Here is a 25,703-nt window from a genome sequence, read left to right as displayed (position 1 = left end):
CACCAACCCAACCGCAGGAGGACATCGCATGTCGGCAACGCCCAGGACCATCGAGCCTGTTGAGCTGACCAAGGCCAAAGGGATTATCGATGAGATCTCGGGTGCGTTCTCCAAGAAGGTCGTCGGCCAGGAGCAACTGCGCACCTCCCTGCTCGTCGCGATGATGGCCGAGGGCCACATCCTCCTGGAGAGCGTTCCCGGTCTGGCCAAGACGCTGGCCGCCTCCACGCTGGCCAAGGCGGTGCGGGCCGACTTCGCCCGGATCCAGTGCACCCCCGACCTGCTGCCCTCCGACATCATCGGGACCCAGGTCTACGACCCCCGCAACCACGAGTTCGAGACCCAGCTCGGCCCGGTGCACGCCAACTTCGTGCTGCTCGACGAGATCAACCGCGCCAGCGCCAAGACCCAGTCGGCGATGCTCGAGGCGATGCAGGAGCGGCAGACGTCGATCGCGGGAGTGATTCACCCGCTGCCCACGCCGTTCATGGTGCTGGCCACCCAGAACCCGATCGAGGAGGAAGGCACCTATCTCCTCCCGCAGGCGCAGATGGACCGTTTCCTGCTCAAGGAGGTCGTGGAATATCCGCGCGACCACGAGGAGCTCGAAGTCCTCAACCGCTTCGACTCGGGCGCCCTCGGCACCGGCAGCACGGTCGCCTCGGTGGTCACCCCCGAGCAGGTCGGCTGGCTCCAGCGCCTCGTCGACCGGGTCTACGTCGATCCCGTCATCAAGCAATACATCGTCGCCCTGGTCCACGCGACCCGTGAGACCGAGCGGGTGCTCGGACCGGAGCTGGGACGCTTCGTCGAGATCGGCGCCAGCCCGCGCGGGACGATCGCGTTCTACCAGGTGGCTCGTTCGCTGGCGATCATCGCCGGACGCAACCACGTGATCCCCGAGGACGTCCGGCACCTGCGGCACAGCATCCTGCGCCACCGGATCCACCTGACCTTCGAGGCCCTCGCCGAGCGGGTGAAGCCGGAGACCATCGTCGACGCCGTCTTCGCCGCCGTCCCGGCCCCCTGATCGGGGATCCTCGTGTCACCGCACCTCACGCGGGTCAAGGCCCGGATGACCATCCACGCACACCGCAAGGTGCGTGGCCTGCTGGAGGGTGAGTACGCCTCCCTCCAGACCGGGCGCAGCATGGACTTCAACGACCTGCGCGAATATGTCCGCGGGGACGACGTGAAGGACATCGACTGGAAGGCCTCCGCGCGCAGCCGAGCCCTGCTGGTCAAGCGCTATGCCGCTGCCCGCAAGCACAACATCATGCTGGTCGCCTCGACCGGGCGCTCGATGGCGGCGATGAACGATCTCAACGTGCCCAAGCGCGACATGGCGATCACCGTGGCCGGTGTCGTCGGCTATCTCGCGGTCAAGCACGGCGACCAGGTCGGGATGGTCCGCGGCGACGCGTCGGGAAGCCACCAGATGCCCCCGGCGGGCGGCGAGCTGAACCTGGAGCACCGACTCGCGGCGATCCACGATGCGATCACCCCCACGGCGGCTCCGGCCGACCTCAAGCAGGTGCTCCGCTACGTCACCCGCACGGTCCGCCGCCGCACGATCATGTGCATCATCTCCGACGAGTACGCCGTGGACGAGGAGCTGGCGCAGATCCTGCGCCGGCTGGTGGTCCAGCACGAGCTGCTCTATGTCTCCATCGGCGACCTCGACCCGACCACGGCAGCCGAATCGAGCTCTCTGGTCGACATCGACTCTGGTGGACTGGTCCCGGACTGGGCCCGTCACGACGAACAGCTGCGACGTGAGTTCGCCTCGCTCGTCACCGGCGAGGCCGACGGGATGCGTCGTGAGCTCGACGCTCTGGGCATCGTCCACCAGATGGTCCACGACCACGACAGCGCCATCCACGCCGTCCTCACCATGCTCGAAAGGCACCGCCATGCCCGCCGGCGATGAGTTCAACGGACCGATCGGCTATTCCTCACTGTGGGTGTGGCTGGCAGTCGGCGCGTTCATCCTCGTCTCGCTCTACTACCTCGCCGTCTGGGCATGGTCGGTCAGCGGTCACCCCAAGCCCGTTGCGAAGGGTGACCCCGCGACCGCGCGCACGAAGGCGTTCGGTGAGCTCGACCGGATCGGTGCGCAGGTGGCCAGCGGTGACCTGCCCGAGCGTGAGGGCTATCAGCAGATGAGCGTGGTGGTCCGTGGCTTCGTCAGCGAGGTCACCGGTCTGCCCACCCACACGATGGCCCTGGCCGACCTGAGGGCCATCGGCATCCCGCACGTGGCCGACGTCGTCGCACTGATGTATCCACCCGAGTTCTCGCCCGAGGACGACGTCGCCCAGGAGCCGTTGCCCAGGACCCTGGACCGTGCCCGGAACGTGGTGGCCACATGGAACTGAAGTGGACCTGGCTGGTCATCGTCCTGACCCTCGTCACCATCGGCTGGATCGTGTTGTGGTCCTTCCCGTCGCCGCTGAATCGAGCCCCGCGCAACGCCCTGCTCGTGGCCCACGCGGCACGACTGCGGCGCCTGCCGCGCTATCGCGTGCTCGCCGGACGCCGCCGGATCGAGATGGGCCTGCGCACGGCCGCGGTGCTGTTCCTCATCGTCGGCAGCATCCTGCTCGCCGGCCGACTGGTGGAGACCCGCACGCACCAGGCCGAGAACAGCAATCGGGACATCATGCTGTGCCTGGACGTCTCGGGCTCGATGACGACGTACGACGCCCAGCTCATCGCGGAGTTCAAGCGGATCGCCGAAGGACTCGAGGGGGAGCGCATCGGGCTGACCATCTGGAGCGGTGTGGCGGTCACCGTCTTCCCGCTGACCGATGACTACGAGTTCGTCGTCGAGCAGCTCGACGAGGCCGAGCAGAAGCTGGCCAACTACGACTACAACTTCGTGGCCGGCACCTACATCGGCGACGAGCGTGCCTCGCTGGTCAGCGACGGGCTGGTCTCCTGCGTCGACCGATTCGACCGTCCCGACGAGGAACGCGGCCGAGCGATCGTCCTCGCCTCCGACAACGACCCCCAGGGCGAGCCGGTGTTCACCTTCGACGAAGCGGCCGACTACGCCGTCGAGAAGGGCGTGGTCGTGCACGGGCTCGGCACCCCGGAGATGGAGCTGATCCCGGGATCGGCAGAGGAGTTCGAAGCGGCGGTGAAGAAGACCAAGGGGTCGTGGAGCGTCTTCGGTGCCGACGGATCCACCTCCGCGATCGCCGATGACATCAACCGTCTCGAGGCCGCTCGCAGCAAGGAGCCCGCGACCGTGACGGTCCTCGACAAGCCCTACTGGGGCGCTGGACTGGTCGGAATCGGACTGCTCCTCGTCGTCGGGGCAGCGATCAGGAGGAACTCATGACATCCACCCTCCTGCACCCGCTCGCGCTCCGGCCGATCATCCCGGCGTGGCTGGTCGTCATCCTCGCCCTGGCGCTGCTCGGTCTGGCGGCGTGGTTCCTGCTCAAGCGACCCCGCGAGCGTCTCGACTGGACGGTGCGCGCCCTGATGATCGTGGCCGTCGCCGGAATCCTGTTGCGGCCCGGAATCGGTGAGTCCGGCACGGGCTCGGTGGTCACGGACATGGAGATCCTGGTCGTGGTCGACCGCACCACCAGCATGTCGGCCCAGGACTGGAACGGGTCCGAGGCACGTCTCGAGGGCGTCAAGCGCGACCTGGCCGAGCTGACCGAGCAGTTCCCCGGAGCTCGCTTCTCCCTGATCACGTTCGGCCGCTTCACCCGCACCGAGCTGCCCTACTCGAGCGACAGCGGGGCCTTCCTCGCGGTCGTCGACACGATGAGCACCGAGGGTGCCTTCGACGGAGCCGGATCGTCGGTCTCGATCGCCCACGACGAGATGCTGGAGAGCCTGAAGCGTTCCGCTGAGAAGCGGGAGGACCGTCAACGGATGGTGATCTTCGTCAGCGACGGGGAGAACACCTCCGAGTCTCCGCAGGAATCCTTCGCCGACCTCGAGGAATACCTCGCCGGAGGTGTCGTCCTGGGTTATGGAACCCAGAAGGGCGGCAAGATGCCGGTCGATCCCGAACGTCCTGACGCCGGGTTCATCACCGACACCGCCAGCCAGGGTGACGCCCTGTCCAAGCTGGACGAGAAGAACCTCAAGCAGATCGCCGACGAGATGGGCCTGGCCTATCTGCACCGAGAAGAACCCGGCGACCTCGGCGGTTGGGCCGACGACGTCAAGCAGTCGTTCGAGGCCGCCGACGAGGGCAGCCAGGCCAAGCACGAACTCTACTGGATCTTCGCCCTGCTGCTCTTCGGCCTGGCCCTGGTCGAGCTCCGGATCAGCTGGCGTGGCCTCGTCTCGGCGAACAAGGAGCTGAAGTCGCTGTGAGCATGACCAACCGCGCCCGCGTCAAGATGCGCAACATCCTCTTCCTCGTCGGGATCATCCCGGTGATCCTGACCTTCCTGTTCGTGGCCAAGGTCGGCCTGATGCTCTCCGCCCAGGCTGCCGGGGAGTCGGCGTACGACGAAGGTGACCATCCCAAGGCGGGTGAGAAGTTCGAGGGCAACAAGTCGCTGAACCTCCTCGAGCCCTGGCTGGCACCGTTCAACTACGGCACGACGCTCTTTCAGGACGCCGACTACGAGGGCGCGATCAAGGAGTTCGAGGCCGCACTCAAGAAGGCGCCAAAGGACGAGCGGTGCACCGTGCGCAACAACATCGCACTCGCACACGAGGTCATCGGGGACGGGCTCGTCGAGGACGACCCCCAGGCCGCCATCGACTCGTGGCAGGCCGGTCGCGACGTGTTGGCCGAGGGTGACTGCCCCGACGACAACGAGGACTCGAAGACGATCGACGAGCGGCTGAAGAAGAAGATCGAGCAGCAGAAGGAACAACAGGACAAGGACCAGAAGCAGGACCCCGAGGACGACAAGGACAAGAAGGAGCAGGAACAGAAGAAGAAGGAGCTCGAGGAGCGCAACGACAAGGGCCGTGAGGAGCGCAAGGAGAACCGGGACTTCGAGGACTATCCCTATTCCGAGCGCGAGCCGGGCTATCAGTGGTGAGCCACGAGCTCCGCTGCCTCCTCGACTGTTGCGACCAGGTGCACGTGTGACTCCATCGGACGCCCCTTCGCCAGTGCGGTGAGCAGCGGCCAGGCCGGCAAGGTCCTGGTCCAGTGCTCGATCCCGACCAGGACCATCGGCGCGACCGAGGCCTCGTCACCGTAGTAGTTCTCGCAGGCGTCCTGGAAGATCTCCTGAACGGTGCCGCCGGCCCCGGGCAGGAAGACGATCCCGGCCCGACAGATCTCCAGCAGGATCGCCTCCCGGGTGGCGTTGTGGAAATATTTCGCGATCTGCGAGGCGAACGGGTTCGGCGGCTCGTGCCCGTAGTGCCAGGTCGGCACCCCCAGGGACTCGGCGCCGTCCGGGAAGGCCTCGATCACGTCGAAGGCGGCCTTTGCCCAGGCGCCGATGTCAGGACGAAAGCTCGGCTCGGCAGCCACCATGGCCAGCGCCTGGTCGAGCTCCTCGCTGGAACGCCTCGAGAGCCAGGCGCCCAGGTTCGCGGCCTCCATCGCCCCGGGGCCACCACCGGTCGCCACCGTCGCCGTGGCCGAGAGCAACCGGCCCAGCCTGGCGGCGTCGGCATATTCCGTGGCCCCCCTGGCCAGGGCGTGGCCACCCATCACGCCGACCAGGCGTCGTGACTCGATCCACGCCGAGAGCGCGTCGTCGATGGCGTGGTCGTGCAGGGCCTGGGCCAAGGTGAGGTCCAGGTCGCGCGGCTGGCGTGACCAGGCATAGGCGCGGGCGTCGAGGCTGTCGGGATAGCTGGGGGAGTCGTAGAGGTCGCGCGGCGTGTAGAGACTGCCGCGGTAGGTGTCCAGCGGTGCATCGGGCACGGCCGGGAAGACGATGCCGCCACGGTGGCGGACCGAGTCCTCGTCGCCCGCGGCGAACCGGCAGCCGAGGAACAGCGCACCGGCGACCGGAAGGCTGCGCAGCACACCCGAGCGCCCGGACAGGTCGATCGACTGGAGGTGCCAACCGGCCAGGGAGCGCGTCCCGAGCGCCACCCGATGGTCGAAGTCGGCCAGGGTCTCGACCTCGATCACGGGTCCGGTCGTACGTCGCATCAGGCCAACCTAGCTGTGACCTCAGCTTTGAACGGGCTCGACCTGCTCGCCCCAGCGCTCCGCGTGCAGCACGGACTCCAGCGGTGAGCGATGCCGCCAGCCGAAGCGCTCCAGGTCCGGCACCGTCGGCACGTTCGCCACCTCGCCCAGGCAGAGCCAGGCCACCGGCCGCACGTGCTCGGGCATGGAGACCAGCTCGCGCAGGAACTCCTCGCGATAGAAGCTGACCCAGCCGACGCCGAGTCCCTCGGCGGTTGCCGCCAACCAGAGGTTCTGGATGGCCAGGCACACCGAGTAGAGCCCCGCGTCCGCGATCGCATGACGACCGAGGACGTTCGGGCCCCCTCGGGTCGGGTCATAGCCGACCACCACGCCCAGGCCCGACTCGCGGATCCCCTCTATCTTGATCCGGGAGAACGTCTCGGCCCGCTCTCCGTCCAGCGAGCTGGCGAACTCGTCACGTTCGCTCGCCACGTGCCCCGCGAACGCGGCCAGTGCCTGTGCGTCGCGGACCAGGACGAAGTCCCAGGGTTGGCTCATCCCGACGCTGGGTGCCGAGTGCGCAGCAGCCAGGACCCGTCTCAGCACCTCGTCGTCGACAGCTGCGCCGGTGAACTCGGCGCGGGTGTCGCGCCGACGCTGCATCGCGTCGTACAGCTCCATGTGTGGGCTCCTCGTCTCGGTCGGCCGGGAGCCCACACCCTAGGAGGCCGGGGAACGGCTCAGAACGCCGAGGCGGCCAGGTCGCCGAAGAGCGCCTCCGCGTCGGCGACCTCGGCATCGAGACCCGCCCTGACGAACCACGTGCACACGTTGCGGCAGTCGCGCATCAGGAACTCCAAGCCCTGGGCGTTGCCGACGAGGTCGACTGCCTGGGGAAGATCGATGATCACGACCCGCTCACCCTGGGCGAGGATGTTGTACGCCGACAGGTCGCCGTGCGCGATCCCGTGTCGGGCCATCATCGTCATGGCGTTGCGCAGCTGCTCGAACCATTCACGGAGCAGCTCCGGCCCGGGGCGGGCCCGGGCCAGTCGTGGGGCGGGTTGGCCGTCGACGCTGATGAACTCCATCAGGATCTCCGTGCCGTCGATCTGCACCGGGTAGGGGACCGGGACCCCGGCCAACCAGAACCGTTGCAGGGCCTGCCACTCCGCATTCGCCCACTGGCCCGCGGCGACCTCGCGGCCGAAGCCGCTCTTCGCCTTCACCGCCCGGGCGTCGCGCGAGCGCCGGGTGGACCAGCCCTCGGTGTAGGAGGCGCTGCGGTGGAACGAGGTGTGCTCGCGGGACTTGTAGCGCTTGGCGGCCATCACCACGCCGGGCTGACCGGGCTCGGCGCGTTCGAGCAGGTGGACCTCGGCCTCCTTGCCGGTCTTGAGGATGCCGAGCTCGGTGTCCAGGGCGCCCTGGCTGGTCACCACCCAGTCGGGGCGAGGCTCGGGGCCGCGGGACAGGGGCTCCACGGAGAGCCACGTGGACCAGCGCTGGTTCGCGTCGTCAGGTTCGTCGAGGGCCTTGAAGCCGAAGACGAAGTCAGGGTCGAGCGTTTCGGACGGGTCGTGCGTCATTGCATGTGCTCCAGATGAGTGAGGTTCGGTCTGCGGACAGGCCGGGGACAGTGGTTGACATGTCACGGCTCCTCTCATCGGGCACGGGCTCGGGTCGCAGGGCGACCCGATCACGCACTAGGGTGGTTGGATCAGTTTCGAGTCGGTGGCCCCGCACCGCAACCGTTTTTTCTCCGAGGAGCACCGAGTGGCGTTGGCCTGGTTCAGGACACCGAGTGGCGACGACCCGGGAACGCTCAATCTCACCTACAACGCCGTGGACCTCCCGGTCATTCGCGGGCACGCAACCGACCCGGCCGTCCTCGGCCTGCGACCACTCGACTTCGCGGGTCTGCTCGAGCTGGTCGGTGCGGTCGCCGGTGCGTTCCGCAGCCTGGGGGTGGAGCCCGGGCGCGTGGTCGGTGTCGACGTCTCCGATCCACACATCGAGCTGGTCACGTTCCTTGCCACCGCTCGGTTGGGGGCGGTGTTCTCTGCCTCGATCGCAGCGCCGACTGACTGGCCTGCACTGGATCTGCCCGGACCGCACATGGTCGTCACCGACCGCGAACCCGTCTTCAGTGACCACGTCCCGGTCAACGTCGTCCTGGTCGGCCGCGAGCCGAGTGACGAGACCCGCGAACTGACCTGGGACCTGGCGGTGCGAGCGGGCCGAACGGACCCGGCCGGCTGCGAGCCGGTCGCGCCGGGCACCACGGCATACGTCTTGGACACGGCGGTTCCCGTGGCCATCACGCCGGCGGACGACCGCCTCGGCCGCATCATCAGCACCCTGTCTGCGGGCAAGCCCGTGGACCTGACCCCCGGGACGACCCCATGAAGCGGCTGACCGCCTCCCTGCTCACCCTGTGCCTGCTGGGCTTCGGGATCACCTCGGCCCAGGCCGACGACCCGAGCGCCGGATCCAGCGGGATGGGCGACCCCTACTTCCCCTCGGACGGCAACGGTGGCTACGACGTGCAGCACTACGACGTCGCACACCGGGTGGGCGTAGGCGGTGGCAGCCTGACCGGCCGCACCACGTTCCAGGCACATTCCCTGCAGGCGCTGAACCGCTTCAACGTCGACCTCATGCTCAAGGTCAGCTCCGTGAAGGTCAACGGCGTGCCTGCGGTGTTCACCAAGGACAGTGCCCACGAGCTCGTCATCACCCCTGCCACGCCGATCCCCGACGACACCGACTTCACCGTCGAGGTGAGATATTCCGGCAAGCCCTCGACGCTCAGCTGGAAGGGCGAGCGCCCGTTCCTGCGCACCAAGGGCGAGATGATGGCGATGAACGAGCCACAGATCGCGCCCTGGTGGTTCGCGGCCAACGACCACCCGCGTGACAAGGCCACGATCGACGTGAGGATCACCGTCGGCAACGGCTACGAGGGCATCTCCAACGGTCGTCTCACCCAGGTCGTCAAGGGCAAGAAGTGGACGGCATGGCAGTGGCGCTCGGCGGAGCCGATGGCGCCCTACCTGGCCTTCTTCGCGGCCGGTGACTTCGCCTTCGAGCGCGGGACTCACAACAAGATCCCCACCTTCAACGCGGTCTCGAAGAAGCTCAGCAAGACGCAGCAGATGCGATCCCTGGCCCTGCTCCGTCGCACCCCCCGGGTGATCTCCTGGCTGGAGACCTGGCTCGGTCCCTATCCGTTCACGGCCATCGGCGGAGTGACCACCGCGATCCGGACCGGCTTCGCGTTGGAGAACCAGACCCGGCCCACCTATCCCTATGCCGGCGGTGCCGAGGGGGACTGGCTGGTCGCCCACGAGATCGCGCACCAGTGGTTCGGCGACAAGGTGAGCGTGAACAACTGGCGTGACGTGTGGCTCAACGAGGGCCTGGCCACCTATTTCGAGACGCTGTGGTCGGACAACTACGGCTTCACCAGCCCGCAGCAGTGGCTCCGGTTCTCCTGGGAGTCCTACGACAGCGACGACTCGTTCTGGCGCGTGCGTCTGGCCGACCCCGGCCCGCGCAACATGTTCCACGAAGCCGTCTACGAGCGCGGCGCGATGACGATCCAGGCGCTGCGGCACCGGATCGGCACGACCGACTTCAAGAAGCTGCTGCGCGCCTGGGTCAAGGGCCGCGACCACGGCAGCACCGAGGACTTCATCGCCCTCGCCGAGGAGATCTCCGGCGAGGACCTCACCTCGTTCTTCGACGCCTGGGTCCGTTCGACGACGCGACCGGCGCGCACCGCGGCCAACGGGCTCAACTAGCAGAAGTGGCCTGTGGGGCTGCGATGATGTGGCGGTGACTCCCACTCGCGATCTCGTCATCCTCGGCTCCACGGGCTCGATCGGCACGCAGGCGCTCGAGCTCGTCCGGGCGCACCCGGGCAGGTTCCGGGTCGTCGGCCTCACCGCCGGCGGGTCCAACCAGGAGCTCTTCGACTCCCAGGTCGCCGAGTTCGCTCCGGCCTACTCGGGCCTGGGCGAGGACGCCTCGGTCGTCGCAGCGGGGATGGAGTGCGACGTGGTCCTCAATGGGATCACCGGCGCGGTGGGACTCCGCCCGACGCTGGCCGCCCTCGACGCCGGCAACACCCTCGCCCTGGCCAACAAGGAGTCGCTGATCATCGGGGGATCGGTGGTCACCGAACGAGCGAAGCCTGGCCAGATCGTCCCGGTCGACAGCGAGCACTCGGCCGTGGCCCAGTGCCTGCGCGGCGGAACGCCGCAGGAGGTACGCCGCCTTGTGCTCACCGCGTCCGGTGGCCCCTTCCGTGGCCGGACCCGCGACGAGCTGGCCGGCGTGACACCTGCCGAGGCACTGAACCACCCCACCTGGTCGATGGGTCCGGTGGTCACGATCAACTCCGCGACCCTGGTCAACAAGGGCCTCGAGGTGATCGAGGCGCACCTACTGTTCGGCATCCCGTTCGACCGGATCGAGGTGGTGGTCCATCCCACGTCGGTGGTCCACTCGATGGTGGAGTTCAACGACGGTTCCACGATCCTGCAGGCCAGCCCGCCGACGATGATGATCCCGATCGCGCTCGGCCTGAACTGGCCCGACCGGATCCCCGAGGTCGCCCCCGCAGTGGACTGGAGCGTCGCCGAGACCTGGCAGTTCTTCCCCCTCGACGACGAGGCGTTCCCGGCGGTCCGATTGGCCCGCGAGGCAGGCGAGCGCGGGGGCATCGCTCCTGCCGTCTACAACGCCGCCAACGAGGTCTGCGTGGCGGCCTTCATGGACGGGCGCCTCCCGTTCACGGGGATCGTCGACGTCGTGGCGCGCGTTCTTTCGGGTTACGACGTACCGTTGTCGGCAGACCTCACCGTCGAGGACGTACTGGCCGCGGACGCGGGTGCGCGCGAGGCGGCGGCCCGGGTGATTGCCGAGAACGGCAACGCCCCCGTGACAAGTTCTGAAGGGACCAGCCCGGCATGACCGTGCTCTACTACACGCTCGGCGTGGTGATCTTCGTGGTCGCCATCCTGGTCTCGATCGCCCTGCACGAGCTCGGTCACATGGTCTGGGCCAAGCGGTTCGGCGGCAAGGTGACGCAGTTCTTCGTCGGCTTCGGCAACACCGTCTGGTCGAAGAAGATCGGTGAGACCGAATATGGCATCAAGGCGATCCCGCTCGGCGGTTTCGTCAAGATCGTCGGGATGCTGCCCCCGGAGAAGGACTCCGTCGAGGAGACCGTCGTCGACGAGCACGGCAACCAGAGCATCCGGATCCGCCAGTCAAACACCGGCATGTTCACCCAGCTGATCAGCGACGCCCGTGCCGCGGAGTGGGAGCTGGTCCAGCCCGAGGACCACGACCGCCTCTTCTACCGGATGGCCTGGTGGAAGAAGGTCATAGTGATGGCCGCCGGCCCGACGGTGAACATCCTGATCGCCTTCTTCATCTTCGCCGGGCTCTTCGCCACCTACGGCAACATCGGCGACCAGCGCTCCGAGCCGGTCGTGGCCGGGGTCCAGCCGTGCATCGTGCCGTTCGAGGAGTCGGGCCGTCAGTGCACTCCAGCTGACCCGACCAGCCCGGCAGCAGACGCAGGGCTCGAGGAGGGCGACCGCATCGTCGCGTTCAACGGCACCGAGATCAACGGGGACTGGGACAAGCTCTCCGAGCTGATCCGGTCCAACGCCGACAACGCCGCCGTGATCACCGTGGTCCGCGACGGCAAGCGCACCGATCTCGAGACCGAGACCGTGGTCAGCGACCGGCCGACGTCACTGAGCGATCAGAGCCTCACGGCCGTCGGGTTCCTCGGCGTGGAGCCGAACGCCTACATCGCCACCGGCGGGGTCTTCTACACCCTCGACCAGATGGGCACCATGACGGTGCAGACCGCCCAGGCGCTGACCACCCTGCCCGCCAAGGTGTGGGACGTGGGACAGGCCATCGTCGGCCTCGAGAAGCGTGACCCCGAGGGGCCGATGAGCCTGGTCGGCGGTGGTCGGATCGCCGGCGAGACCGCGGCTCACGAGGAGTTCCCGGTCAAGGAGAAGGCGGTGATGCTGCTCATGCTGATCGCCGGCTTCAACTTCTTCATCGGGATGTTCAACTTCGTCCCGCTCCTCCCGCTCGACGGTGGACACATCGCCGGCGCACTGTGGGAGGGCCTGCGGCGCGGGATCGCCAAGCTCCGTCGCAAGCCCGACCCGGGCTATGTGGACGTCGCCCGGTTGCTGCCGATCGCCTACGTGGTGGCCGGGGCCTTCCTGGTGATGAGCCTGGTGCTCATCGTCGGCGACCTCGTGGTGCCGATCAGCATCACCTGATGCGTTCGTGAGGAAAAAGAACGCACCCGGAGCGCGGATCCCGATCCCCTCCGAGATCTGGGTCCTGGTCGCAGCGGCCTTCCTGATCGCTCTTGGTTACGGGCTGGTCGCACCGGTCCTGCCCGCCTATGCCCGCAGCTTCGACGTCGGCGTGGCCGGGGCGTCGGTCGTGGTCTCCGCGTTCGCGTTCTTCCGGCTGGTCTTCGCACCCGCCGGCGGTGCGCTCGTGGCCAAGCTGGGGGAGCGTCCGGTGTATCTGGTCGGGTTGCTGATCGTGGCAGCGTCCTCGTTGGCGACCGCCTTCGCCCAGTCCTACTGGCAGCTGCTCCTGGTGCGCGGCCTCGGCGGCGTCGGCTCGACGATGTTCACGGTCTCCGCGATGGCGTTGATCGTCCGGCTGGCACCACCGGGGATCCGCGGTCGGGTCAGCTCCGCCTATGCCTCCTCGTTCCTGGTCGGCGGCATGGTCGGTCCGCTGGCCGGCGGTGCACTGGCCGGCTTCGGTCTACGCGTCCCGTTCGTGGTCTATGCGGTCGCGTTGGTGATCGCGGCGAGCGTGGTCGGCGTACGCCTCTCCGGAGCACGGCTGCGGCCCGACCCCGGTGCCCCCGTCCAGCCACCGATGCAGCTCAGCGAGGCCCTCGCCTCGAGCACCTACCGGGCCAGCCTGGTCTCGGCGTTCGCGAACGGCTGGTGCAACTTCGGGGTCCGGGTTGCGATCCTGCCGCAGCTGGCGGTCGCCATCCACGATGACACCTGGGTGGCCGGCGTGGCCCTGGCGTGCGCTGCAGTCGGCACGGCGCTCACCCTGCAGTTCAGTGGCCGCCTGGCCGACCAGGTCGGTCGGCGTCCGATGGTGCTGGCCGGACTGGTGGTCACCGCCCTCGGCCTCGGTGCCATCGGGCTGGTCACCGGACTGGCCGGCCTGCTGTTCCTCTCGGCCTTCTCCGGGGTCGGGGCAGGGCTCCTCAACCCCGCCCAGCAGGCAGCCGTGGCAGACGTCGTCGGACAGGAGCGCTCGGGCGGCAAGGTGCTGGCCACCTTCCAGATGGCCCAGGACGCGGGAGCGATCCTCGGGCCGATCCTGATCGGCGTCATCGCCGACCAGGCCGGATATGAATGGGCCTTCGTGGCGACAGGGGCGATCGCGCTGATCGCGGTGCTCCCGTGGCTGCGTGCGAGCGAGACCGCCCCGCCGACGGCGTTGACCACGCCCACGTAGACTCGCAGTCATGACCGCGATCAGTCTGGGCATGCCCGAAGCGCCTCCGCCCGTGCTCAGTCCGCGCCGCAAGAGCCGCAAGATCAAGGTCGGCAAGGTCGAGGTCGGGGGAGACGCGCCGATCTCGGTGCAGTCGATGACCACGACGCTCACCTCCGACGTCAATGCCACCCTGCAGCAGATCGCCGAGCTCACCGCCGCGGGCTGCGACATCGTGCGGGTCGCCTGCCCGAGCCAGGATGACGCCGAGGCGCTGCCGGCCATCGCTGCGAAGTCCCAGATCCCGGTGATCGCCGACATCCACTTCCAGCCGAAGTACGTCTACGCCGCGATCGACGCCGGCTGTGCCGCGGTCCGGGTGAACCCCGGCAACATTCGCCAGTTCGACGACCAGGTCAAGCAGATCGCCGCGGCCGCGAAGGACGCCGGCACCTCGATCCGGATCGGCGTCAACGCCGGCTCGCTTGACAAGCGCCTGCTCGAGAAATATGGCAAGGCAACCCCCGAGGCCCTCGTCGAGAGCGCGGTCTGGGAGGCCAGCCTTTTCGAGGAGCACGGTTTCCACGACTTCAAGATCTCGGTCAAGCACAACGACCCGGTGGTCATGGTGCGCGCCTACGAGATGCTCGCCGAGAAGGGCGACTGGCCGCTCCACCTGGGCGTCACCGAGGCCGGCCCCGCCTTCCAGGGCACGATCAAGTCCGCGGTCGCCTTCGGTCACCTGTTGGGCAACGGCATCGGCGACACGATCCGGGTCTCGCTGAGTGCTCCTCCCGTCGAGGAGGTCAAGGTCGGCCTGCAGATCCTGCAGTCGCTCAACCTGCGCCCGCGCAAGCTGGAGATCGTCTCGTGTCCCTCGTGCGGACGCGCCCAGGTCGACGTCTACAAGCTCGCAGAGGAGGTCACCGCCGGTCTCGAGGGCATGGAGGTGCCGCTGCGGGTGGCCGTCATGGGCTGCGTCGTCAACGGTCCTGGTGAGGCCCGTGAGGCCGACCTCGGGGTCGCCTCCGGCAATGGCAAGGGACAGATCTTCGTCAAGGGCGAGGTCATCAAGACCGTGCCCGAGTCGCAGATCGTGGAGACCCTGATCGAGGAGGCCATGCGCCTCGCCGAGGACATGGAGCCGGTCGAGGGCGCCACGGCAGCGGTGAGCATCTCCTGAGCCGATCTCACCAGTAGAGTCGCCTGCCATGGCGATCTTCGCGAACCCGGTCCGCGTCCTGGGGTCGAAGGACCTGGAGGCGTTCTGCGAGTTCGTCTCCCGCGAGCCCGTGGTGAACTGCTTCGTCGACTACCGCGCCCGGACCACGCGACTGGAGCCGCGCTGGCTCGGCGGTCAGGTGGTCGGGATCTTCCGGGACGGCCAGCTCGACGGCGCGATGCACATCGGTGCCAACCTGGTGCCGATCGGGATTCGGCTCGAGGACATCGGGCTCTTCGTGGAGCCGGCCCTGCGTGCTCGGCACACGGTCTCGACGTTCGTCGGACCCTCGCCCCAAGTCGAGGCGATCTGGGACGAGGTCGCCCCGCAGTGGTCCCCGGCACGCGAGCTCCGCCGCGGGCAGTGGCACATGGAGATCGCGGGCCCGCCAGCGGTGCCGGGCCATCCGGGCGTACGACGCACCGAGGGCTCCGACTTCGACTCGGTCTATCCGGCCTGCGTGGCGATGTACACCGAGGAGGTCGGCCTCTCACCCGAGTACGGCGGTGGCGCAGCGCTCTACCGGACCAGGGTGCGCCAGCTGATCGCCCGTGGTTGGCAGTTCGCGATCTTCGAGGGTGACCGGACGATCTTCAAGGCCGAGGTCGCGTGCGCCTCACCGCACGCCGCGCAGATCCAGGGCGTGTACGTAGTACCCGATCGGCGGGGTGAGGGCCTGGCCACGTCCGGGATGGCTGCGGTCGTCGAGATCGTGCTCGCGGAGATCGCGCCGGTGGTCTCGCTCTATGTCAACGAGCACAACGTGTCGGCCCAGAAGGCCTACCTCAGGGCAGGCTTCGAGACCACGGCCGAGTTCACCACGATCATGTTCTGACTCAGGGCTGCCAGACGATCTGGAACCGCTCGGTGACCACCGGGAAATCGTCGGTGACCTGGTGGCCGCCACGAGTGAAGAAGTCGAGGTGTGCCTCGCGCCAGGACGCCAGGGACAGATCGCCCTCTCCTTCGAGACGGGCGTGCTCGGCGTCGACCTCGCCGAACGGCACGGTCTCGACGACGGTGGTCTGGATCAGCACCCGAGGCCGTCCGGCTCCGTCGGTGACGATCGAGAGGCTGCCCACGGTGGGCAGCGGCTCGTCCTCGGCCTGGTAGTCGGCGAGCGCGCCGGCGGTGGCGGTCTTGGTGCCCGAGAGCACGAGTTGCAGCAACTCGTCGGCCAGCTCCGGGCTGTCGCCGAAGGCCCAGGCGGGAGGCCGGAGCGATTCGCTCGCGTTCGGACCCGTGTAGGCGCGCAGCCGGTTCAGGTTGGCGCGCACCTTGGCATCGGCCCAGAAGCGTTCGATCGCATCGTCTTCGGTCATGGCTGAACACTAGGGCCTGGTCCCCACGACGCAGCCGGGGTGGGCGGGCGAGGTCGGAGGAAACCCGAATGAGGATTGGCGGTCGCGACGGATAACCTTGCGCGCATGACTGAGTCCACCGGGAACGCTCGCACCAGCGGCACCGCTCGCGTCCTGCGCATGTCCAACCTGTTCGCCCGCACGCTGCGCGATGACCCGAGCGACGCCGAGGTCCCCAGCCACCGGCTCCTGGTCCGCGCCGGCTACATCCGCCGCGCGGCGCCGGGCATCTACACCTGGCTGCCGCTGGGCCTGCGGGTCTTCCGCAAGGTGGAGGCGATCATCCGGGACGAGATGGACGCGATGGGCGCCCAGGAGCTCCAGTTCCCTGCGCTGCTGCCCCGTGAGCCCTACGAGGCGACCAACCGCTGGACCGAATACGGCGACGGACTGTTCCGCCTCAAGGACCGCAAGGGAGCCGACTACCTGCTCGGCCCCACGCACGAGGAGATGTTCACCCTGGTGGTGAAGGACCTCTACTCGTCCTACAAGGACCTGCCGGTCTGGCTCTACCAGATCCAGACCAAGTACCGCGACGAGGCGCGGCCCCGCGCGGGCCTGATGCGCGGACGCGAGTTCACGATGAAGGACTCCTACTCCTTCGACACCAGCGACGAGGGTCTCGACAGGTCCTATGCCGCCCACCGCGAGGCCTACGTCAAGACCTTCGACCGGCTCGGCTTCGACTACGTGATCGTCAAGGCGACCAGTGGCGCGATGGGCGGCTCACGCAGCGAGGAGTTCCTGGCCCGCTCCGCAGTCGGCGAGGACACCTTCGTGCAGTGCACCACCTGCGACTACGCCGCGAACGTCGAGGCCGTGGCGGTGCCGAGCCCTGCTGCAGTGGCGTACGACGGTGTCCCGGCCGCCCACGCGGAGCAGACGCCCGACACCCCCACCATCGAGAGCCTGGTCGCGCACCTGAACCAGGCCTTCCCCCGCGAGGACCGCGCCTGGACGGCGGGCGACACCCTGAAGAACGTCATGGTGATGCTCAAGCACCCCGACGGCACCCGCGAACCGCTCGCCATCGGCATACCGGGCGATCGGGAGGTCGACCAGAAGCGCCTCGAGGGTCAGCTGGAGCCGATCGAGGTCGAGCCCATGGACGAGACCGAGTTCCGCAAGCACCCGGCACTGGTCAAGGGCTACATCGGCCCCGGCGTGCTCGGTGAGGAGTCCGCCAGCCAGATCCGCTACCTTCTCGACCCCCGGGTCAGCGAGGGCACCCGTTGGGTGACCGGCGCCGACGTGGCCGGCCAGCACGTGATCGACCTGGTCGCCGGACGTGACTTCGTCGGCGACGGCACGATCGAGGCCGCCGAGGTCCGCGACGGCGACGCCTGCCCCAACTGTGCGGCCGGGGACGGCCACGGCACGCTCGAGACGGCTCGCGGGATCGAGATGGGGCACATCTTCCAGCTCGGCCGAAAGTATGCCGAGGCGCTCGACCTCAAGGTGCTCGACGAGAACGGCAAGCTGGTCACCGTCACGATGGGCTCCTACGGCATCGGCGTCTCGCGCGCCGTCCCGGTGATCGCCGAGGACAACCACGACGACGCCGGCCTGATCTGGCCCCGCGAGGTGGCCCCGGCCGACATCCATCTGGTCGCCACCGGCAAGGACCCCGACATCTACGCCGCCGCCGAGCGGATCGCCGCCGAGCTGGGCCGGGCCGGCGTGGAGGTCATCTTCGACGACCGTCCCACGAAGGTCAGCCCCGGCGTGAAGTTCAAGGACGCCGAGCTGATCGGTGTGCCGACGATCGTGGTCGTCGGCCGCGGGCTGGCCGAGGACGGCACCATCGAGGTCAAGGACCGCCGCACCGGGGAGCGCGAGAGCGTCGCCCTGGGCGACATCGTCCGGCACCTGACTGACCTGGTCCGCGGCTGATTCGTGGACGCCGCCCAGTTCGCCGTGGCGGTCGTCCTGGTCGGCGTGTGCATCGGGGTCGTCCTGGTGATGAGGTCGCCGGGACTTGCGGGCGGCTCGCCGCGCACCCGTGCCGCCCGGCGCGACGGACTGCGCCGCCTCGGTGCGGAGCAGGGCTGGTCGCTCGCCGAAGGTGAGGAGGCGTCAGGTCGCACGTATGACGAGCGGCTGGGTGCCGAGCGGGTCGTGGCGGGGGAGTGCGAGCTCGTCCTGCAGGGCCGGGCAGACGAGTTCGTCGCGGAGTCGTGGGTCACTCACGCGCGCACCCTCGGCTCGCCGCTGACGTTTCGCACCCATCAACAGGTGATCAGGTTCCCCTGCGCCGGGACGCCGGAGTTCATCGTCCGTTCGCTGCCGAGCCGGCACGAGCTGCGCTACTTCCCGGCGCGGTTCAAGGGACGCTCGGGGTTCGTGAACTTCCACACCCAGATGTTGGTCGGCGGCGAGTTCGCCGCCGTACAGGATCGGATCGCGCCGTTCGTCGAGGCGATCCATGCCAGTCGACTCTGGGTGATCGGGCTCGAGGACGAACTGGTCCTGATGTCCACCCGCGAGGTCGATGCGGTGCATTTCCAGCAGCGCCTCGCCCTGGGTCGCGCGATCACCGAGGCGCTAGGTTGACCTGGTGAATCCAGCGATCAAGGCCGTCATCTTCGACTGGGGCGGCACCCTCACCCAGTGGCACGATATCGACTTCCACGCCGAGTCGCTCGCCCTGGCCCAGGCCGTGATCGCCACGCCGACGCCCGACGATGACCACCACGCTCGTGCCGATCGCCTGCACGCTGCCGGCGACACGGTGTGGGGCTGGTCGCGCGACCACCAGCGCAGCGCGACCGTGGCGGACCTGTTCACCGAGGCGGGCCTGGACCACGACCCCGACCTGCTGCAGGCCTACCGCGAGTTCTGGGAGCCGCACACGCTCACCGATCCCCAGGTGGTGCCGCTGTTCGAGCGGCTGCACGAGGCCGGGATCAGGGTCGGCGTGCTGTCCAACACGATCTGGCCGCGTGCCTGGCACGAGGAGTTCTTCCGGCGCGACGGGGTCGACCAGCTGATCGACGGGGACGTCTACACGAGCGAGATCCCGTGGACCAAGCCGTCCCCGGACGCGTTCGCTGCGGCTCGTGCGGCGGTGGGGATCGAGGATCCCGCCGCGTGCGTCTATGTCGGCGATCGCCTCTTCGATGACGTCTGGGGGGCGCAGAACGCGGGGATGCGGGCGATCCACATCCCACACAGCCTGATCCCGGCGCAGCAGATCGGGCACACCGAGGGGACACCCGACGCGGTGGCCAGCGAGCTGGCCGAGGTCGGCGACATCGTGGCCGGTTGGAACGCCTGATCCTGTCGCCCTTCCCGCGTGGAACTTTTGCAGGTTTGTGCAGTGCAAGAACCTGCAGTCACCAAGAGGTGGGAATTGCAAAGGTTGTAGGGGAGGATCGTCCTGGCGGTGTTCACATCCTGGTGGACACACCGGCGTCGGGGCAGATCTCGGGGCTTCCCCGGCGCCGGTTCACCGCCCAACGATCTCGGCGGCCGAAGGCTCTCATCCAGTGGATGGGGGCCTTCGACCATTTCGGCAGCCTCAGGTTCCGATGCCGGGAAGGTCCTCGGCGGTCCCGCCGAAGCGCACCTCGCGGCGCGCCGCATCGATCAGGGCAGCGATGGCCCACCGGCGCTGGGAGCCCACGGCGCGAGCGACCAGGTCGGCGTAGGTCTCGGTGCAGGCGTGCTCGACATCGACGGCGATGGCGCTCACCTCGGCCGGCGTGCTGGCCTCGTTGAGGAGTTCGTAGGCGACCTCGGACGCGACCGGGACCTCACCGGCATCGCGGAGCCAGCGGGTCAGCTGGTCGCGACGGCTGCGGTGGATGACATAGGTCTCACCGACCCGCTTGCTCAGGGACGGCTGGGCGCTCGACGAGGTCTGGCCACCGAGCACGCCGTAGAGCCACACCGCCGCGTGCTCGGCGGCCAGCGTGGACTGGAGTCCCTCGACCGCGGCGCTCATGCCTGGCCCCTCGGGGGCGCAGGGAGCTCGGCGACCCGTTGGACGCCACCGGCAGCCATCGCCGCCAGGACGCGCGCGAGCTGGCCACTCGAGACCTCGCCGGCCAGACGGGCCAGCTCGGTGGAGAGCTTCTGCTCGCTGGTCACCACCTGCTTCCAGGCGAGCGCTGCCTTCGACGAGACCCGAGGCGCCGCGGTGTCCTCGGGGTCGTCTTCCCCGGCATCGAGGAGCTCGAGGTGGGACCCGTGCATCCGGGTCAGGGGAGTGAACGCATCGGAGAGGCCGATGTGCGTGCCGGTCACGGCAGTGAGCAGCGCATCTGCCGCCCGGATGGCCGCCACGGCGGCCCTCACCTGCTCGGCATCGGGAGGTGTCGACGGCGCGGCACCGGGCAGATCGGTGCTCCCGCGACCAGGGCCCCACTCGCATCCGGCCAGCACCAGCAGGGGCGCGGCAGCCAACGTCGTACGACGAAGCACGGGCAGGGAACGGTGCGGCACGCGCAGACTCTAACGCCCATGGGTGGCCGCGAGGTTTCTGCCGCTATGGTTGAGCCCCACAACAGCACAAAGGAGGTCGCCCATGAGCAGCGCCAAGTCTGACGCCACCAGGGATCGCATCGAAGCGGAACTCACCGACCCCCTGGCCGCACTGGGTCTGGATGTCGAGGCAGTCGAGATAACTCCTGCCGGGAAGCGGCGCGTGCTGCGCGTCGCGGTCGACAAGGACGGTGGCGTCAACCTCGACGACGTCGCCGAGGCGACGCGCGAGATCGAGCGCGTGCTCGATGAGGACTCCGACGTGATGGGTGAGCACCCCTACACGCTCGAGGTCACCTCGCGCGGCGTGGACCGTCCGCTCACCCTGCCCCGGCACTGGAGGCGCAACACCGATCGGCTGGTCAAGATCAGCCTGGTCGAGGGTGGCGAGGTCGAAGGGCGCATCACCGGCGCCGGCGAGGCCTCGGCCGAGCTGCTCGTCGATGGAGAAACGCGCGAAGTTGCCTACGCCGACGTGGCCAAGGCAAAGGTACAAATCGAGTTCAACCGAAAGAACAAGGACGCCTGATGGACATCGACATGAACATTCTCCGCATGCTGGAGAAGGAGAAGGAGATCAAGTTCTCCGTCCTCGTCGACGCCATCGAGCAGGCGCTCCTGACGGCGTACCACAAGAGCCCGGGCGCCCAGCCGCGCGCGCGGGTCGAGCTGAACCAGAAGACCGGTCACGTCTCGGTGCTCGCCGCCGAGGTGGACGAGGAGGGCAACCTGCTCGCGGAGTACGACGACACCCCGGCCGGCTTCGGACGGATCGCGGCCACCACGGCGAAGCAGATCATGCTCCAGCGCCTGCGCGACGCCGAGGACGAGGTGAGGTTCGGTGAGTTCGCCGGCAAGGAGGGCGACATCATCTCCGGCATCATCCAGCAGGGCCGCAACCCCGACGACGTGATGGTCGACCTCGGAAAGCTCGAGGCGATCCTGCCGCTCGGCGAGCGGGTTCCCGGGGAGAACTACCAGCACGGTGCCCGCATCAAGTGCATGGTGGTCTCGGTCCGCAAGGGCATGCGCGGCCCGCAGATCACGCTGTCGCGCACGCACCCGAACCTGGTCCGCAAGCTCTTCGCCCTCGAGGTCCCCGAGATCGCGGACGGGACGGTCGAGATCGCCGCGATCGCCCGTGAAGCCGGTCACCGCACCAAGATCGCCGTCCACTCCAAGGTCGCCGGCGTGAACGCCAAGGGTGCCTGCATCGGTCCGATGGGCCAGCGCGTGCGCAACATCATGTCCGAGCTCCACGGCGAGAAGATCGACATCGTCGACTGGTCCGAGGACCCGGCCGAGCTCGTTGCCGCCGCGCTCTCCCCGGCGCGGGTGAGCTCGGTCGAGATCGTCTCGCTCGCCGAGCGCTCTGCTCGGGTGATCGTGCCCGACTTCCAGCTCTCCCTGGCGATCGGCAAGGAAGGGCAGAATGCTCGTCTGGCCGCCCGCCTCACCGGCTGGCGCATCGACATCCGCTCCGATGAGGCACCGATCGCCTGAACCGTCCTCGCGGCGCAGGATCGTCACACGGGTCACAACCCGGTTCGGTCCTGCGCCCGGATGGGGCTAGACTCTCCTCTGGTGGTTTTCACAATCGACACATCGACGCGCCCGGGCCCTGTCCGGACCTGCATTGGTTGTCGGGTGAGAGCCACCAAGGCTGAGTTGATGCGGGTTGTCGCCGGCTCGGAGGACCACGGGTTGACCGTGGTGCCCGACCCTGACGGCACAGCCCCCGGCCGGGGAGCGCACCTGCACCCCACGGTCGAATGCTTCGAACTGGCACAGCGCAGACGTGCTTTCCCGCGAGCCCTCAGGCTCACCGGAGGCGCAGATGTGCAAGCAGTTCGGGACTGGATCGACAAGACCACAGACCAACACCGTGAATGACCGACCAGGAACTGGAGCAGCAGCTCATGAGCACTCGATGAGTACTTCCCGATGAGTTTGCACAACCACTAACGGCCGCGCATCACCTTCCCTGCTACCTGCAGGACGGGGCGTGGCCAGAAGGAGAAACGTGGCCAAGCCCCGAGTACACGAACTCGCCAAGGAATTCGGCGTCGAGAGCAAGATTGTTCTCGAGAAGCTGAAGGAGATGGGCGAGTTCGTCAAGTCCGCATCGTCGACCGTGGAACCCCCGGTCGCGAACCGGCTGAAGAAGGAGTACGGCGAGCAGCTCAAGGCATCCGCCTCAGACGCTCCCGCAGCCGACGCACCCGCACCCGCCAAGTCGGCAGCTCCCAAGCCGGCTGCCAAGAAGGCTGCCGCCAAGCCGGCTGCAGCCCCCGCCGAGGCACCCGCTGCCGAAGCACCGGCCAAGGCCGCCCCCAAGCCGGGTGGCCCGCGTCCGGGTCCCCGCAAGGCCGCCGAGGAGCCTGCCGCTCCGGCACCGGTCGCCGAGGCGCCTGCCGCCAAGAAGCCGGCCCAGAAGTCGGCTGAGAAGCCGGTCGAGGCACCGGCCGCTGAGGCGCCTGCTGCCGAGACGCCGGCCGAGGCACCTGCTGCCGAGGCCCCCGCGGCCAAGGCTTCCGCACCCACGCCCAAGGCCCCCGGGCCGAAGGCTCCGGCACCCAAGGCTCCGGCCCCCCGTCCGGTTGGCAAGCCCGGTGGCACGCCCCGCCCGGGCAACAACCCGTTCTCGTCTTCCCAGGGCATGGGCCGTCGTCCGGCTCCGGCCGACCGTGGCCCCGCAGGCGCCCCGGCCGACCGTGGTCCGGCAGATCGCGGTGCAGACCGTGGTGGCGACCCGAACCGTCCTCCGCGTCCCCCCGCTTCCCGCGAGGGTGGCGGCCAGGGTCGTCCGGGCATGCCTCGCCCGAACCCGGCGATGATGCCGAAGTCCCCGGCAGCCTTCGGCTCCGGGCCCGGCGCTCCCCGTGGCGGCGGTCGTGGACCTGGTGGTCCCGGCGGTCGTGGTGGCGCGCCCGGTCGTGGCGGTGCTCCGGGTCGCGGTGGCGCTCCCGGTGCTGGCGCCGGTGCTCCGGGCCGTCCCGGCGGTTTCGCCGGTCGCCCCGGTGGCGGTGGCCGTCCCGGTCAGCGTGGCCAGACCCAGGGTGCCTTCGGTCGCCCGGGCGGTCCGTCGCGTCGTGGTCGCAAGTCGAAGCGGGCACGTCGTCAGGAATTCGAGGCCATGCAGGCCCCGACGATCGGTGGCGTGCGCGTCCGCAAGGGCGACGGCGAGACCGTTCGCCTGGCCCGTGGTGCCTCGCTGACCGACTTCGCCGAGAAGATCAACGTCGATGCTGCCGCACTGGTCCAGATGCTCTTCTCGCTCGGCGAGATGGTCACGGCGACCGAGTCGGTCGACGAAGCCACGTTCGAGCTGCTCGGTGAAGAGCTGAACTACACCGTCCAGATCGTGTCCCCCGAGGACGAGGACCGCGAGCTGCTCGAGGGCTTCGACCTCGAGTTCGGTGCCGACGAGGGTGACGAGGACGATCTCGCCTTCCGCCCGCCGATCGTCACCGTCATGGGTCACGTCGACCACGGAAAGACCAAGCTCCTCGACGCCCTTCGCAGTGCGAATGTGGTCGACAAGGAGGCCGGTGGCATCACCCAGCACATCGGTGCCTACCAGGTCGCGACCGAGGTCGACGGCGACGAGCGTCGGATCACCTTCATCGACACCCCCGGTCACGAGGCGTTCACCGCCATGCGTGCACGTGGAGCTCAGGCAACGGACATCGCGATCCTCGTGGTGGCTGCTGACGACGGTGTGATGCCGCAGACGATCGAGGCGCTCAACCACGCCAAGGCGGCCGGAGTGCCGATCGTGGTTGCGGTCAACAAGATCGACAAGCCCGAGGCCGACCCGACCAAGGTCCGTGGCCAGCTCACCGAATATGGCCTCGTGCCCGAGGAGTACGGCGGCGACACCATGTTCGTCGACGTCTCGGCGAAGTCCGAGCTCAACCTGGACAAGCTGCTCGAAGCCGTCGTCCTGACCGCTGACGCGTCCCTCGACCTCCGGGCCAACCCGGACCAGGACGCACAGGGCCTGGTCATCGAGGCCCACCTCGACCGCGGTCGCGGTCCGGTGGCCACGATCCTGGTCCAGCGCGGAACCCTGCGCGTGGGCGACTCGATCGTTGCCGGAGCCGGCCACGGTCGTGTCCGCGCGATGCTCGACGAGCACGGCAACAACATCGAGGAGGCCGACCCGGGCCGTCCCGCGATGGTGCTCGGCCTGAACGCCGCCCCCGGTGCCGGTCAGACGTTCATCGTCGTCGACGACGACCGGATGGCACGCCAGATCGCGGAGAAGCGTGAGGCGCGCGAGCGTGCGGCCATGCAGGCCAAGCGACGCGTGCGTCGTACCCTCGAGGACTTCATGGCCTCGATGGAGAAGGGCGAGACCCAGGAGCTCAACCTCATCCTCAAGGGCGATGTGTCCGGTTCGGTCGAGGCGCTCGAGGACTCGCTGGCCCAGATCGACGTCGGCGAGGAAGTCTCGCTGCGCGTTATCGACCGCGGTGTCGGTGCGATCACCGAGACCAACGTCGACCTGGCCGCCGCCTCCGACGCCATCATCATCGGCTTCAACGTCAGGCCCCAGGGCAAGGCGGGCCAGATGGCCGACAAGGAAGGTGTCGAGATTCGTTACTACTCGGTCATCTACCAGGCGATCGAGGAGATCGAGGCAGCGCTCAAGGGCATGCTCAAGCCGGAGTACGAAGAGGCTGTCCTGGGCAAGGCGGAGATCCGCGAGATCTTCCGCTCGTCCAAGGCCGGCAACATCGCAGGCTGCATGGTCATCGACGGCACCGTTCGCCGCAACGCCAAGGCGCGCGTGCTGCGCGACGGCAACGTTGTCGCGGACAACCTCGACCTGGCCTCGCTCAAGCGGGAGAAGGACGACGCCTCCGAGGTCCGCGAGGGCTTCGAGTGTGGTCTGGTGCTCAAGAACTTCCAGGACATCAAGATCGGCGATGTCGTGGAGTCCTTCGAGATGCGTGAGATTCCGCGGGGCTGACTCCACCGAGTCGGCAGTTCTAGACCGCACAGGTCGCCGAGTCGGCAG

At 68.4% G+C, this 25,703-nt stretch carries 26 protein-coding genes; 20 read left to right on the top strand and 6 right to left on the bottom strand.

Annotation, left to right across the window (positions count from 1 at the left end; all coding sequences use genetic code 11):
- Positions 1 to 28 precede the first annotated feature (28 nt).
- The 6 genes from BJ980_RS05210 to BJ980_RS05185 are packed head-to-tail and all read left to right on the top strand — an operon-like array spanning position 29 to position 5,027.
- Positions 29 to 1,030: an AAA family ATPase gene (locus tag BJ980_RS05210; protein WP_179501313.1), complete on the top strand. Its 1,002-nt coding sequence runs from the start codon at positions 29 to 31 to the stop codon at positions 1,028 to 1,030.
- Between the two features lie 12 nt (positions 1,031 to 1,042).
- Complete coding sequence (locus tag BJ980_RS05205) at positions 1,043 to 1,930, top strand: DUF58 domain-containing protein (protein WP_179501312.1); 888 nt, start codon at positions 1,043 to 1,045, stop codon at positions 1,928 to 1,930.
- Positions 1,914 to 2,378 (top strand): hypothetical protein, encoded by a 465-nt coding sequence (locus BJ980_RS05200; RefSeq protein WP_179501311.1) that lies wholly within the window; start codon positions 1,914 to 1,916, stop codon positions 2,376 to 2,378. The genes BJ980_RS05205 and BJ980_RS05200 overlap by 17 nt, the downstream gene beginning before the upstream one ends.
- Positions 2,369 to 3,346: a VWA domain-containing protein gene (locus BJ980_RS05195; protein ID WP_179501310.1), complete on the top strand. Its 978-nt coding sequence runs from the start codon at positions 2,369 to 2,371 to the stop codon at positions 3,344 to 3,346. Before BJ980_RS05200 ends, BJ980_RS05195 begins: the two co-directional genes overlap by 10 nt.
- On the top strand, positions 3,343 to 4,344 hold the full coding sequence (locus tag BJ980_RS05190) for a vWA domain-containing protein (RefSeq protein ID WP_179501309.1): 1,002 nt from the start codon (positions 3,343 to 3,345) through the stop codon (positions 4,342 to 4,344). The genes BJ980_RS05195 and BJ980_RS05190 overlap by 4 nt, the downstream gene beginning before the upstream one ends.
- A complete protein-coding gene (locus tag BJ980_RS05185) occupies positions 4,341 to 5,027 on the top strand; it encodes a tetratricopeptide repeat protein (protein ID WP_179501308.1) in 687 nt (228 codons plus the stop codon). Before BJ980_RS05190 ends, BJ980_RS05185 begins: the two co-directional genes overlap by 4 nt.
- On the opposite strand, the gene BJ980_RS05180 is transcribed toward BJ980_RS05185, so the two are convergent.
- Genes BJ980_RS05180 through BJ980_RS05170 form a run of 3 tightly spaced genes read right to left on the bottom strand, consistent with a single transcriptional unit; the run spans position 5,018 to position 7,674 of the window.
- On the bottom strand, positions 5,018 to 6,103 hold the full coding sequence (locus BJ980_RS05180; protein WP_179501307.1) for an LOG family protein: 1,086 nt from the start codon (positions 6,101 to 6,103) through the stop codon (positions 5,018 to 5,020). The genes BJ980_RS05185 and BJ980_RS05180 overlap by 10 nt on opposite strands.
- 21 nt (positions 6,104 to 6,124) lie before the next feature.
- Entirely contained in the window at positions 6,125 to 6,766 is a 642-nt protein-coding gene (gene bluB / locus BJ980_RS05175) for a 5,6-dimethylbenzimidazole synthase (RefSeq protein WP_179501306.1), read from the bottom strand.
- Between the two features lie 59 nt (positions 6,767 to 6,825).
- Complete coding sequence (locus tag BJ980_RS05170; RefSeq protein ID WP_179501305.1) at positions 6,826 to 7,674, bottom strand: serine protein kinase RIO; 849 nt, start codon at positions 7,672 to 7,674, stop codon at positions 6,826 to 6,828.
- Positions 7,675 to 7,819: 145 nt separating this feature from the next.
- Between BJ980_RS05170 and BJ980_RS05165 the strand changes: the two genes are divergently transcribed.
- Genes BJ980_RS05165 through BJ980_RS05135 form a run of 7 tightly spaced genes read left to right on the top strand, consistent with a single transcriptional unit; the run spans position 7,820 to position 15,666 of the window.
- Positions 7,820 to 8,494 (top strand): acyl-CoA synthetase family protein, encoded by a 675-nt coding sequence (locus tag BJ980_RS05165; RefSeq protein ID WP_179501304.1) that lies wholly within the window; start codon positions 7,820 to 7,822, stop codon positions 8,492 to 8,494.
- Positions 8,491 to 9,891, top strand: coding sequence for a M1 family metallopeptidase (locus BJ980_RS05160; protein WP_179501303.1), 1,401 nt, complete (start codon positions 8,491 to 8,493; stop codon positions 9,889 to 9,891). The genes BJ980_RS05165 and BJ980_RS05160 overlap by 4 nt, the downstream gene beginning before the upstream one ends.
- Positions 9,892 to 9,925: 34 nt before the next feature.
- The gene (locus tag BJ980_RS05155; RefSeq protein ID WP_179501302.1) at positions 9,926 to 11,065 is read left to right on the top strand and encodes a 1-deoxy-D-xylulose-5-phosphate reductoisomerase; all 1,140 of its coding nucleotides are present in this window, start codon (positions 9,926 to 9,928) and stop codon (positions 11,063 to 11,065) included.
- Positions 11,062 to 12,408 (top strand): M50 family metallopeptidase, encoded by a 1,347-nt coding sequence (locus BJ980_RS05150; protein WP_179501301.1) that lies wholly within the window; start codon positions 11,062 to 11,064, stop codon positions 12,406 to 12,408. The genes BJ980_RS05155 and BJ980_RS05150 overlap by 4 nt, the downstream gene beginning before the upstream one ends.
- 7 nt (positions 12,409 to 12,415) lie before the next feature.
- Positions 12,416 to 13,630: an MFS transporter gene (locus BJ980_RS05145; RefSeq protein WP_179501300.1), complete on the top strand. Its 1,215-nt coding sequence runs from the start codon at positions 12,416 to 12,418 to the stop codon at positions 13,628 to 13,630.
- A gap of 10 nt (positions 13,631 to 13,640) precedes the next feature.
- A complete protein-coding gene (gene ispG / locus BJ980_RS05140; protein WP_179501299.1) occupies positions 13,641 to 14,792 on the top strand; it encodes a flavodoxin-dependent (E)-4-hydroxy-3-methylbut-2-enyl-diphosphate synthase in 1,152 nt (383 codons plus the stop codon).
- 28 nt (positions 14,793 to 14,820) lie between these two features.
- Positions 14,821 to 15,666 (top strand): GNAT family N-acetyltransferase, encoded by an 846-nt coding sequence (locus BJ980_RS05135; protein ID WP_179501298.1) that lies wholly within the window; start codon positions 14,821 to 14,823, stop codon positions 15,664 to 15,666.
- Between the two features lies 1 nt (position 15,667).
- On the opposite strand, the gene BJ980_RS05130 is transcribed toward BJ980_RS05135, so the two are convergent.
- Positions 15,668 to 16,153: an ASCH domain-containing protein gene (locus BJ980_RS05130; RefSeq protein ID WP_179501297.1), complete on the bottom strand. Its 486-nt coding sequence runs from the start codon at positions 16,151 to 16,153 to the stop codon at positions 15,668 to 15,670.
- A gap of 105 nt (positions 16,154 to 16,258) precedes the next feature.
- Between BJ980_RS05130 and BJ980_RS05125 the strand changes: the two genes are divergently transcribed.
- The 3 genes from BJ980_RS05125 to BJ980_RS05115 are packed head-to-tail and all read left to right on the top strand — an operon-like array spanning position 16,259 to position 19,469.
- Positions 16,259 to 18,085: a proline--tRNA ligase gene (locus BJ980_RS05125; RefSeq protein WP_246279925.1), complete on the top strand. Its 1,827-nt coding sequence runs from the start codon at positions 16,259 to 16,261 to the stop codon at positions 18,083 to 18,085.
- Between the two features lie 3 nt (positions 18,086 to 18,088).
- A complete protein-coding gene (locus tag BJ980_RS05120) occupies positions 18,089 to 18,745 on the top strand; it encodes a hypothetical protein (RefSeq protein ID WP_179501296.1) in 657 nt (218 codons plus the stop codon).
- Between the two features lie 4 nt (positions 18,746 to 18,749).
- Positions 18,750 to 19,469 (top strand): HAD-IA family hydrolase, encoded by a 720-nt coding sequence (locus BJ980_RS05115; RefSeq protein WP_179501295.1) that lies wholly within the window; start codon positions 18,750 to 18,752, stop codon positions 19,467 to 19,469.
- 243 nt (positions 19,470 to 19,712) lie between these two features.
- Here BJ980_RS05115 and BJ980_RS05110 read toward each other — a convergent pair whose 3' ends face one another.
- Entirely contained in the window at positions 19,713 to 20,138 is a 426-nt protein-coding gene (locus tag BJ980_RS05110; protein ID WP_179501294.1) for a ferritin-like domain-containing protein, read from the bottom strand.
- Positions 20,135 to 20,638, bottom strand: coding sequence for a hypothetical protein (locus BJ980_RS05105; RefSeq protein WP_179501293.1), 504 nt, complete (start codon positions 20,636 to 20,638; stop codon positions 20,135 to 20,137). Before BJ980_RS05105 ends, BJ980_RS05110 begins: the two co-directional genes overlap by 4 nt.
- Positions 20,639 to 20,720: 82 nt before the next feature.
- Between BJ980_RS05105 and rimP the strand changes: the two genes are divergently transcribed.
- From rimP to infB, 4 genes are all read left to right on the top strand, one after another.
- The gene (rimP, locus tag BJ980_RS05100) at positions 20,721 to 21,206 is read left to right on the top strand and encodes a ribosome maturation factor RimP (protein ID WP_179501292.1); all 486 of its coding nucleotides are present in this window, start codon (positions 20,721 to 20,723) and stop codon (positions 21,204 to 21,206) included.
- The gene (gene nusA, locus BJ980_RS05095) at positions 21,206 to 22,180 is read left to right on the top strand and encodes a transcription termination factor NusA (protein WP_179501291.1); all 975 of its coding nucleotides are present in this window, start codon (positions 21,206 to 21,208) and stop codon (positions 22,178 to 22,180) included. The genes rimP and nusA overlap by 1 nt, the downstream gene beginning before the upstream one ends.
- A gap of 60 nt (positions 22,181 to 22,240) precedes the next feature.
- Entirely contained in the window at positions 22,241 to 22,570 is a 330-nt protein-coding gene (locus BJ980_RS05090; RefSeq protein ID WP_179501290.1) for a YlxR family protein, read from the top strand.
- A 130-nt stretch (positions 22,571 to 22,700) separates the two neighbouring features.
- Positions 22,701 to 25,655 carry a translation initiation factor IF-2 gene (gene infB / locus BJ980_RS05085; RefSeq protein WP_179501289.1) on the top strand — a complete coding sequence of 985 codons (2,955 nt, stop codon included), beginning with the start codon at positions 22,701 to 22,703 and terminating at the stop codon, positions 25,653 to 25,655.
- Positions 25,656 to 25,703 lie beyond the last annotated feature (48 nt).

This window comes from Nocardioides daedukensis (assembly GCF_013408415.1).
GTDB lineage: Bacteria > Actinomycetota > Actinomycetes > Propionibacteriales > Nocardioidaceae > Nocardioides > Nocardioides daedukensis.
Note: the sequence above shows the minus strand (reverse complement) of the source record. Positions and strands in the feature narration are given on the sequence as shown.